The organism is Desulfofundulus sp., assembly GCF_049701015.1.
GTDB lineage: Bacteria > Bacillota > Desulfotomaculia > Desulfotomaculales > Desulfovirgulaceae > Desulfofundulus.
Genome location: NZ_JBNATZ010000072.1, coordinates 1 through 10,815 on the forward strand (window position 1 = coordinate 1; position 10,815 = coordinate 10,815).

General features: G+C 54.2%; 10 protein-coding genes. All 10 read left to right on the forward strand.

Annotation, left to right across the window (positions count from 1 at the left end; all coding sequences use genetic code 11):
• The first annotated feature begins 85 nt into the window (after positions 1-85).
• Entirely contained in the window at positions 86-1,195 is a 1,110-nt protein-coding gene (locus ACPLUI_RS06275) for a sensor histidine kinase (protein WP_424659418.1), read from the forward strand.
• A 39-nt stretch (positions 1,196-1,234) separates the two neighbouring features.
• Positions 1,235-2,776: an HlyD family secretion protein gene (locus ACPLUI_RS06280; protein ID WP_424659419.1), complete on the forward strand. Its 1,542-nt coding sequence runs from the start codon at positions 1,235-1,237 to the stop codon at positions 2,774-2,776.
• A 124-nt stretch (positions 2,777-2,900) separates the two neighbouring features.
• Positions 2,901-3,605 (forward strand): ABC transporter ATP-binding protein, encoded by a 705-nt coding sequence (locus ACPLUI_RS06285; RefSeq protein ID WP_424659426.1) that lies wholly within the window; start codon positions 2,901-2,903, stop codon positions 3,603-3,605.
• A gap of 68 nt (positions 3,606-3,673) precedes the next feature.
• A complete protein-coding gene (locus ACPLUI_RS06290; protein ID WP_424659427.1) occupies positions 3,674-4,816 on the forward strand; it encodes an ABC transporter permease in 1,143 nt (380 codons plus the stop codon).
• Between the two features lie 274 nt (positions 4,817-5,090).
• Positions 5,091-5,870 carry a DeoR/GlpR family DNA-binding transcription regulator gene (locus ACPLUI_RS06295; protein ID WP_424659420.1) on the forward strand — a complete coding sequence of 260 codons (780 nt, stop codon included), beginning with the start codon at positions 5,091-5,093 and terminating at the stop codon, positions 5,868-5,870.
• The gene (pfkB, locus tag ACPLUI_RS06300) at positions 5,867-6,823 is read left to right on the forward strand and encodes a 1-phosphofructokinase (RefSeq protein ID WP_424659421.1); all 957 of its coding nucleotides are present in this window, start codon (positions 5,867-5,869) and stop codon (positions 6,821-6,823) included. The genes ACPLUI_RS06295 and pfkB overlap by 4 nt, the downstream gene beginning before the upstream one ends.
• Before the next feature lie 78 nt (positions 6,824-6,901).
• Positions 6,902-8,290, forward strand: coding sequence for a fructose-specific PTS transporter subunit EIIC (locus ACPLUI_RS06305; protein ID WP_424659422.1), 1,389 nt, complete (start codon positions 6,902-6,904; stop codon positions 8,288-8,290).
• An 85-nt stretch (positions 8,291-8,375) separates the two neighbouring features.
• Positions 8,376-8,828 (forward strand): PTS sugar transporter subunit IIA, encoded by a 453-nt coding sequence (locus ACPLUI_RS06310; protein WP_424659423.1) that lies wholly within the window; start codon positions 8,376-8,378, stop codon positions 8,826-8,828.
• A 16-nt stretch (positions 8,829-8,844) separates the two neighbouring features.
• On the forward strand, positions 8,845-10,587 hold the full coding sequence (gene ptsP / locus ACPLUI_RS06315) for a phosphoenolpyruvate--protein phosphotransferase (RefSeq protein WP_424659424.1): 1,743 nt from the start codon (positions 8,845-8,847) through the stop codon (positions 10,585-10,587).
• Positions 10,559-10,815: HPr family phosphocarrier protein (locus ACPLUI_RS06320; protein ID WP_424659425.1), on the forward strand; the 257-nt coding region annotated here is incomplete at its 3' end. The genes ptsP and ACPLUI_RS06320, both read left to right, overlap by 29 nt.

The window sequence follows — 10,815 nt, forward strand, 5'->3', positions numbered from 1 at the left end:
GGAAAGATATTCTTCCACTAAAATAGGCAGAGGTCCTAAGTTTTGGGCAGGCCCGCAGGACTTTCGTATCCATGATTTTATTGTTTTGGATGACGGGACGACCATACCTGCGCAGGCCGGACAGGTTTTTTCATCTTCGTTTATCCAGGAAATCATGCGCAATGCCCGGTCACAGCAGACATCGGTCAAACTCTATGAGTACAGGCGCGGCCAGGAAACGGTCCGTTATGTCATTAGAAAAAACGTGGTCTACGGGCGCCCCCTGTACCAGGTTAAGCTTATTCGAAAATCGGAAGAAGACAGGCTTATAAACTCATTGTTGTTCAACTTCATGGTATTTGCCGGCATTGCTCTGATAGTGAGCTGGTTCGCCTCCCTGTTTATTGCCCGTTACCTGACCCGGCCCCTGGTCCAGATGGAGCGGCATGTAAAACGTATTGCAAACCGGAACTGGCACGAGCCCCTGGATGTCAAGCGGGGTGATGAGATAGGAAGGCTGGCCCGCTCCATCGAGGTTATGCGCCAGCAGCTCGTCCGCCAGGACGAGATGCAGCAATCGATACTGCAGAATATTTCGCATGAGTTGAAAACACCTGTCATGGTGATCCGCAGCTATGCCCGGGCCATCCAGGACGGTGTCTACCCGAAGGGCGACCTGGCCGGCAGCATCCAGGTGATCGATGAGGAAGGTGCCCGCCTGGAAAAGCTGGTCAAGCAGTTGCTTTACTTAACGCGGCTGGATTACCTGGCCACCCGGGAACAGGTTCAAAAAGAGGTAAAATTGGACAGGCTGGTTGAGAATGTAGTTCAGCGTTTATCCCCGCAACGGCCGGAAGTATCATGTCAACTGGATCTGCAGCCGGTAAGCATGACCGGGGATGAAGATGTCCTGCGGGTGATGGTTGAAAACCTGCTGGAAAACCACCTGCGTTATGCGGTTTCACGTCTTGAAATCAGTCTCGGGTTGAGCGGTGAAAAAACGGAGATAGTCCTCTCTTTCTGGAATGACGGTTCCAGGATTGAGCCCCACATCCTCGAACAGCTATTCCAGCCTTTCCATAAAGGGCGGGAAGGGAAGTTCGGGCTGGGGCTGACCATAGTGCAGCGCATTGTAAAAATGTACCACGGGCAAATCTACCTTGAAAATGAAAGGGGCGGTGTTTCTTCAACGGTTAAAATCCCCTTGAGGGATTAACACTTCAGTGGTTGGTAATTGGAATGAGGGGGGGATCTCATGCAGAGCGAGCCGAATTTCGTATGGAAGCAGCTTAATATTCTTTCCAGCGGTTTAAAAAGGAGAAAAACAATAATTGGCTTATCGGCAATTATCATTCTGGCGCTGGCGGGTATTTATGCTTTTAAAGGGGCGGGGAAGGCGGAGGGTAATTACATTACCGAAACGGTGAAAAAGGGTTCTGTTACCAGTACCATTTCGGCCAGCGGTACGGTGGAGCCTGTGCATACCGTTTCGCTAAGTTTCAAGAATTCGGAAGTCATCAAGAAAATTTATGTTAAAGTGGGCGATCACGTGACTGCCGGACAGCTGCTGGCGGAACAGGATACCAGCAGTCTGGAGGCGCAGGTTGAGCAGGCCTCGGCCAATTTAAAGCAGGCGGATGCGAAGCTCCAACTCCTTGAAAAAGGAGCGAGGCCGGAAGAAATAGCCCAGTCGGAGGCCAATGTCAGTATGGCCAGGGCGGGTTACGACCTGGCAAAATCCACCCTTGACAGGGATAAGCAGCTCTTTCAGGAAGGGTACCTTTCACAGGCCGACCTTGACAAAGCAATTTCCGACTATGCTACGGCGCAAGCCAAATTAAAGCAGGCTGAGGAATCTCTGCAGCTGCTCCGGGCGGGTAATCGTCCGGAAGATATCGCAGCGGCCGCCGCCCAGGTGGAAATCAGCAGGGCGCAGCTCCAGATGGCCAGGAAAGATCTGGAGGAAGCCAAGCTGTACAGTCCGATGGACGGGATTGTGAGTGAAATAAACGGTTCGGAGGGCCAGCGGGCTGCAGGCGGCAACAGCAGTACCGGTACGGGCGGGTTCATTGTAATTATTTCAGAACCCCTCCAGGTCAGAGCCCAGATTAACGAGGCCGACATTGGCAGGTTGAAAATCGGCCAGAGGGCGGAGTTTACGGTGAACTCCTACCCCAATAAAACCTTCACCGGCATGGTGAGCAGTATATCTCCCCAGGCGCACACCGAATCGAACGTTCAGATCTACGATGCAATCATTCAGCTGGACAAAAACCAGCAGGGTCTGATGGCCGGAATGCCTGCGAACGTGAACATACTTGTCGACAGGCACGAAAATGTCCTTACCATACCCAAAGGTGCCGTTACATACGCTGTCAGTTACCTTAACAAAATAAGGCAGAGCGGAGCCCTGAGACGGGAAGCGGCGGGGAGCGGGTTCGGCAGCGGCCGTCCGGGAGGTTCGAAGCCGGGCGGTGCTTCCGGCTCTGTGGCCAGCAGCGGGACCGGCGGTGCGGCGGGGACTGCCCCGCCGGCGAAAGGAGACGAGCAGGGACAGCGCGCCGTGGTCCTCGTCCTGGATAAATCCGGCAGACCGGTACCCCGGAGGGTGGTGCTGGGACTGTCGGACCTGATAAACTATGAAGTTCTGGCAGGGCTCAATGAAGGGGATAAAGTAGTGGTGGGTTCTCTCGACCAGGCAGCTGCGAGTGGACGCAGTCAGACCGGCAGTCTGCCGTTCATGCCGGGCGCGGGGGGCGGCGGGATGCTCCGCGGTGGGGGTGGCCAGAGGCGCTGATTGAATGCCTGTGTGACGAAACCCGGGGAGTAAGAGAAAACCTGCCTTGTTTTGCAGCAAGGGGTGATGTGGTGTGCACGGTGAACCGGTAATCGTGCTGGAAAATATAACGAAGGTATACAACATGGGTGAGACCAGGGTTCATGCCTTAAATGGCGTCAGCCTCACCGTCCGGGAAGGGGAAATGGTTGCCATCATGGGTCCTTCCGGTTCGGGCAAGAGTACCCTCCTCAACATTCTAGGCTGCCTGGACAGGCCCACCGGGGGGACCTATTACCTGGGCGGTGAGGATGTTTCCAGGTTGGGCAGGAACCAGCTCGCCCTTATCCGTAACAAAAAGATCGGCTTTGTATTTCAAAACTTCAACCTGCTGGGAAGATTCACGGTGCTGGCCAATGTAGAGCTGCCGCTGGTTTATGCCGGGGTGGGGAAAAAGGAAATGGCGGAGAGGGCGAGGGAGGCCCTGGAATGGGTCGGCATGTCGGAATATGCCAGCCATTACCCCGGCCGGCTGTCGGGTGGCCAGCAGCAGAGGGTCGCCATCGCCCGGGCCCTGGTCAACAACCCTTCTTTAATCCTGGCGGACGAACCTACGGGGGCCCTTGATTCAAGGACGAGCATAGAGATTATGGCGGTGATCCAGAGACTCAATGCTGAAAAAGGTATCACCGTGGTGATGGTAACCCACGAAAAAGACATCGCCCTTTACTGCCGTCGCTTGATCAATGTCAGGGATGGCCGTATTTTGAGCGATACTCCGGTATCAAACCCGGGGGACGCTGCCCGGGATCTGGCAGCCGCCCCGGAAGAGAGGGAGGCGTTAGCTTGAGTTTTCTTCATAACCTGGAAGTGGCCATAAATGGCTTAAAAGCCAATAAATTGAGATCTTTCCTCACCATGCTCGGCATTATCATTGGTGTCGCGGCAGTCATCATCATGATTTCCGTGGGGCAGGGCGCCAGCAAAAAAATTGCCGGCCAGATTGCCAGCATGGGGTCGAACCTGCTTATGGTTTTCCCCGGGGCCGGGCAGGGACCCGTACGCGGGGCCGCGGGGAGTGTAAACACCCTCACCCTGGAGGACGCCGAAGCCATAGCCGGGTTGAGCATGGTGAGCCATGTGGCTCCGGAGCTGCCTGGCAACGGCACCATAAGTTTCGCCAACCAGACCTGGACCGCTCAGGTTGACGGTACCACCCCCGACCTGCAGATTATAAAAGACTGGCCTGTCAGCGCGGGTACCTTTTTTACCGGGGATGACGTAAGGAGCGCCTCCATGGTGGCTGTTCTGGGCAAAACGGTGGTTGACAACCTCTACCTGCCGGGTACCAATCCGGTAGGTTCCACGGTCAGGATAAACAGACTACCTTTTACCGTGGTGGGGGTCCTCGCTCCCAAAGGCGCTTCCCTGACCGGTCAGGATCAGGATAATGTTGTTTACATACCTGTAACCGCCGCTCAAAAGAGGTTGATGGGTGTTAATTATGTCCGCCTGATCAATGTTCAAACCGAGACGCCGGAAAGCATGGATTTCGTACAGAGCAACATAGAAGACCTGCTCCGGGAGAGGCACCGCCTGTCCGGCACCGATGCCGACGACTTCAACGTACGCAACTTGACTTCCGTGCTTGAGACCGCTGAGAGCACGACCGCAGTTATGACCCTGCTCCTGGCCAGTGTGGCGGCCGTGTCCCTGCTGGTGGGCGGTATCGGGACCATGAATATCATGCTGGTCTCCGTTACGGAGAGGACAAGGGAGATTGGCCTGCGGATGGCTGTGGGAGCCACCGAAAGCAATATACGCAACCAGTTTCTGGTCGAATCCCTGGTCCTCTGTTTGACGGGAGGCATGGCGGGTATTCTCCTGGGAGTCGCCGGCTCCAAAATAATCTCAAAAGCTTTCGGGTGGCCGACGTCTGTTACAGCGTATTCCATCCTGTTATCCACGGGTTTTTCGGCGGTGGTCGGGATTTTCTTCGGGTATTACCCGGCTAAAAAAGCAGCAGGGCTGGACCCGATCGAAGCACTCCGGTTTGAGTGAGCGTATGGCCTTAAAATGGGGGAGGGGGCCTGGTACCCCCTCCCCATTTTTTATGGCTTGGGGAGTTAAGGGGCGCATATGAGCCGCGTTGTAAGCCTACAGGTCGCCAAAGGCGATTTTGTGCTGCTGTCCAGTTGCTGGTTATTTTTAACATGCTTTTTGTGCTTGACAAAGAATATGAAATAGTCTTATTATAATCACAAACAAACACAAACGAGCACAATCGAAAGTTAAAGCGAAATAAAACGACAATGCAAAGGGGTCTTGTTTGCTTATGTTTGCCGAAGAGAGGAGACAAAAAATCCTGGAACTGCTGGAACGGGACCAGGTTGTGAAAGTCCCGGATCTGAGTGCTTATTTCAATGTCTCTGAGGCTACTATCAGAAGAGATCTGCAGGAACTGGAAGAGGCGGGTTACCTGAAGCGCACCCATGGAGGTGCCATCAGCAATCAGGCTGCCACTTTCGAACCTTCCCTGGCTGAAAAAGAGGACCAGTATCAGGCCGAAAAGATAGCTATTGCTGAAATTGCGGTACAGCTTGTCCAAGAAGGGGATACAGTTATGCTGGATGCGGGTTCCACTACTCTGCAGATTGCCCGCCGGCTGAAGCACAGGAAGAATATTACCATCGTAACCAATGCGGTCAACATCGCCTGTGAGCTTGCCGCCGGAAATACAGAGGTTATCCTCCTGGGTGGAAACCTGCGCCAGCGCACGCTCTCTCTTGTCGGCCCCATCACTGAAAATATCCTGTCTGGCTTATATGTGGACAAACTTTTTCTGGCTACCAACGGTGTGGATTTGAAAAAGGGGCTGACCACGCCCAACCTCGCAGAGGCGCAGACGAAAAGAGCGATGTTGAACAGTGCCGGGGAGGTGATTCTGGTTGCCGATCACAGTAAGTTTGGCCGGGTGTCTTTCAGCCATATTTGCAATTTGGACAGGATTGATTGTCTGATTACTGATAACGGCGCGCCGGACGCTTTCCTGGCAACATTGAAAAAACAAGGCCTGAGAGTCCTTGTGGCCGGGGGTGGGGAGTGTAAGGAGTGAAGGTGTTAACTGGCATGATTGCTACGGTAACATTGAATCCCGCGCTGGATAAAACGGTAGTTGTGCCCGACTTTACGATCGGCAGAACCAACAGGGTGCAGGTAAATTATGTAGATGCCGGTGGCAAAGGGATCAACGTGGCCAAAGTTTTAAAGCAACTGGGTTCTCCTGTGATAGCCACCGGGTTCCTGGCCGGAAACAATGGCCGGTACATTTCTGAAGCTCTTTCGTCCAGGGATATTCTTACCGATTTCCTCTATATAGGTGGCGAGACGCGTGTGAATCTCAAGATCATAGATTCTGTATCCGGGACGGAGACGGAGATCAACGAACCCGGCTTTTTAATTGCCGGTGAGCACCTGGAGCAGTTCGAACAGAAAACGAAAGAACTGGCCAAACGGTGTCCGGTCATGGTTTTCTCCGGCAGCCTGCCGCCCGGTGCCCCCCCAGATACTTACGCAGTACTCATCCGGATAGCCAGGGAATGTGGCACCAGAACAATTCTGGATACAAGCGGGGAGGCTCTGGAGGTCGGGCTTGCTGCGGGGCCCGACCTGGTCAAGCCGAACCTGGCTGAAGTGCAGGAACTGCTTCAAATCAGAATTGAAGCGGAAAAGGACCTCGTCGGGGCTGCCCGCAGGCTGCTGGAAATGGGTGCCGGCACGGCAGTCATCTCACTGGGAGCTGCCGGAGCGGTGGCTGCCTCGGGAAACAGGGTGATACGGGCCCGGCCTCCCTCTGTCAGGGCCAGCAGTACTGTCGGAGCTGGTGATTCCATGGTGGCCGCCTTTGCCTATGCAATGATGAAAGACCTCTCTCTGGATGAGGCATTGCGTCTGGCTACTGCCGCCAGTACGGCTACTGTCACAGTGCGTGGAAGCGGGGTGGGAGATCTCCGGCTGATACAGGAGTTCCTGTCACAGGTAGTGCTGGAGGAATTGCAAATGCATTGAAAATTGAGGGAATTGGACCATGGCTGATCAGGTTTGGGACCCTATTGAATTCAGAACAACCAAAGGAGGAGCAGCTAAATGAAAAAACTGGTCGCGGTGACCTCTTGTCCAACCGGTATAGCCCATACCTACATGGCGGCGGAAGCTCTTGAAAAGGCTGCCAGGGAAAAGGGCGTGGCAATCAAGGTCGAAACCAGGGGTTCAATTGGCGTGGAAAATGAACTTAGCTTACAGGATATCAGTGAATCTCAGGCGGTGATTCTGGCGGCCGATACTCAGATACCCGAAGAAAGGTTTGCCGGGAAACCTGTCATCAAGGTTTCAGTGGGGGAAGCCATTAAAAATGCAGCCGGCTTGATAGACCGGGCCCTACAGCAGAAAGAAACCGCTCAACAAAGCGCTACGGTAAAAGATTTTATCCAGCAGGTCCAGGAGGAAAAATCCAGACGGAGCGCCGGGGCGGCCGGTTTCTACAAACACCTGATGACCGGTGTGTCCTACATGATCCCTCTGGTTGTAGCCGGTGGCCTTATAATCGCCCTTTCATTTGTTTTTGGGATTGAGGCTTTTAAAAAGCAGGGTACCCTGGCGGCAAACTTAATGAACATAGGTGGGGGTGCTGCGTTTGCGTTGATGGTCCCTGTGCTGGCCGGCTTTATCGCTTACTCGATTGCTGACCGTCCCGGCCTTGTCCCCGGCCTGGTTGGCGGCATGCTGGCTTCACAGACAGGTGCCGGTTTTCTGGGCGGTATTGTGGCGGGCTTCCTGGCCGGTTACGTGGCGAAAGCGCTCAGGGATTATATTAAGCTTCCCGCAGGCATGGAAGGATTAAAGCCGGTTTTAATTATCCCTCTTTTGTCCACATTAACCGTGGGTCTGCTGATGGTTTACGTGATTGGTGTCCCTGTCAAGGGTATCATGGATGAATTGAAAAACTGGCTGACCGGTATGAGTAAAGGAAATGCTGTTCTGCTGGGGTTGATTCTGGGTGCTATGATGGCCTTTGATATGGGCGGTCCGGTTAACAAGGCGGCTTATACTTTTGCCGTCGGCCTTCTGGGGAGCAATATTTTTGAACCTCAAGCTGCCGTGATGGCTGCTGGCATGACTCCTCCGCTGGGCCTGGCTCTGGCCACTTTGCTGGCTCCGGGGAAGTTTACCAGGGAGGAAAAAGAGGCTGGTAAGGCTGCAGCGGTACTGGGCATCTCATTTATTACCGAGGGAGCCATACCCTTTGCGGCGGCTGACCCGTTCCGTGTGATACCATCCATTATGGCCGGGTCTGCGGTGGCAGGTGCCCTTTCCATGGCTTTCGGTGCTACCTTGCGGGCACCGCACGGAGGAATATTTGTGCTGGCCATCCCCAATGCAGTCGGCCACCTGGGCTTATACGTACTCGCGATTGCTGCCGGGACCATAGTTACTGCTCTGCTGGTATCTATCCTGAAACCGGGCAAGAAATCCTGAGGCAAGGTGAACAATAGTAAGGAGGGACTCCGGGTGTTTCCGGGGTCCCGAATTCTCGGTTTTTTAAAGATGGGGGTACAAAAGCGTGGACATTCGAGATCTGATCACGAAACAGTTGATAACTCTGCGGTTGCTGTCCCGAGAGAAAAAAGCAATTATCGAAGAACTCTCCACCCTTCTTATGGAAAACGGTTACCTGACAGACCTGGAAACCTTTGTGCAGGATGTATTGAAGAGGGAAGAACTGGGTACTACCGGTATCGGTTTCGGGGTGGCGATCCCCCACGCCAAATCTGCGGCGGTGAAGAGGTCTGCACTGGCTTTCGCCCGCCCGGTGTGCGGGGTTGAGTGGGACAGCCTGGACGGCCGGCCGGTACACCTGGTCTTCTTGATTGCCGTACCGGCTGAAAGTGCCGGCAACGAGCATTTGAAAATCCTGTCCGCTCTTTCGCGAAAGTTGATACACGAGGATTTCCGCCGGGTGCTGCAGGAAGCAAAGGACGAGTCGGACGTTCTTGCTGCTCTGACCGGAATTTGACGAGGTGGTAAAAGTGATGAAAGGAATCGGGGTCTCACCGGGGATTGCCGTTGGCCGGGCCGTGATCCACTCGAGGCAAAAATTTCTCACGCCTCGAAAGCCCGCCGGTGGTACGCAGGACGAACTGGCCAGGCTGGAGCTCGCCCTGGCTGAGACCAGGCGCCAGTTGAACGACATGGTGGATAAAATTACAGGTAAGCTGGGGAGAGATGAAGCAAAAATATTTCAAGCGCAACTCCTGGTTCTGGATGACCCCATGTTCGTAAGTCGGGTGCAGGAATATATCCAAAAAGAAAACCTTTCTGCAGAACAAGCCGTTGACAGGACGGTTGCACTGCTTGTGGAGAGGTTTGGGGCTTTAAAAGACCCATATCTTCGTGAAAGGGCGGCTGATATAAAAGATATCGGCCAGCGTCTGTTGCGTAACCTGACCGGAAGTTCTCCCGGGGAAAAACAGGAGGTAAAATCGGGCGTCCTTTTCGCACTCGACTTAACTCCCTCCGAGACCAGCCTCCTGGATACATCAAAGATTTTGGGGCTCGTCCTGGAAGAGGGAAGTAAGACATCCCATACATCCATTCTCGCCTGTGCTTTGAATATTCCTGCGGTTGTGGGTGTAAAAGGCGTTCTGACCCGGGTGCATGAGGGAGATACCGTCATTGTGGATGGGGATAATGGGTGTGTGGTTATCTGCCCGGATGAACGTACCCTGGAATCTTACCGTTACCGGCTGAAGAAGGAGAGAGAAAAACACAGGGTGCTCGAGGCCGTGAAAAACCTGCCGGCGGTTACCCCGGATGGCTTCCAGGTAAAGGTTGCAGCCAACATCGGCGGCCCTCAGGAAGCTGCTGCGGTCCTGTCTGCCGGTGGGGAGGGCGTCGGGCTTTTCCGGACGGAGTTCCTCTTTTTAGACCGGCATACCGTGCCCTCCGAGCAAGAACAGTTTGAGGTCTATAAAGAGGTGCTCGCGCAACTGGCACCCCACCAGGTCATCATCAGGACCATGGATATCGGTGGTGATAAAGAAGTGCCTTTCCTGGCACGTTCGGGGGAACAAAACCCGTTCCTGGGGCTGCGTGCCATCCGCCTGTGCCTGCGGAATCAGGAGCTGTTTTATACTCAGCTCCGTGCTGTCCTGAGAGCTGGTGTTTTCGGAAAGGCAGCCCTGATGCTGCCCATGGTTTCAGACGTGATGGAAGTGAAGCAGACCAGGGAAATTATCGGGCGGCTCAGGGAAGAACTCGCAAGCCGGGGGGAAAAAGTGGTGGACGAAATTCCCCTGGGGATTATGGTGGAAACTCCTGCTGCGGCTATAATGGCGGAAGAACTCGCCAGAGAGGTGGATTTCTTCAGCATAGGGACCAACGACCTGGTTCAATATGTTCTGGCCGTGGACAGGCTGAACGAAGAAGTGTCTTACCTCTACCAGCCTTTTCATCCCGCAGTGCTCCGGCTGATCCAGCAGGTGGTGCGTGCTGCACACCGGTTCCATAAATGGGTGGGAGTTTGCGGAGAGATGGCGGCGGACCCCCTGGCGGTACCGCTGCTGCTGGGCATGGGAGTGGATGAGTTGAGCATGAGTCCGGGGTCAATCCCGGTGGTGAAGAACCTGATCAGACAGATAAGAAAAAGTGATGCTTCCGAGCTCTCACTGGAAGTGACAAAATTGACAACTGCCGGCGAGGTAGTGGAGAAGGTAAGAAACTTTATGAGAGAGAGGGTGGGTGAAGGTGTTTGCCAGGACTGTGAGGGTCCTTAACAAAACGGGTTTACATGCCAGACCCGCTACTTTATTTGTTGAAACAGCTAACAGGTTCAGGTCGAGCGTCAGCGTGGTAAAGGGAGAGCAGGAAGTAGACGCCAAAAGCGTGCTGGGCCTGATGCTTCTCGAGATCCCCAAAGGGACGGAGATCACTATCAAAGCGCAGGGTGAAGATGAGGTGGAAGCTGTAAATACGCTGGCCGAACTGGTGGAGAAGAAGTTCTG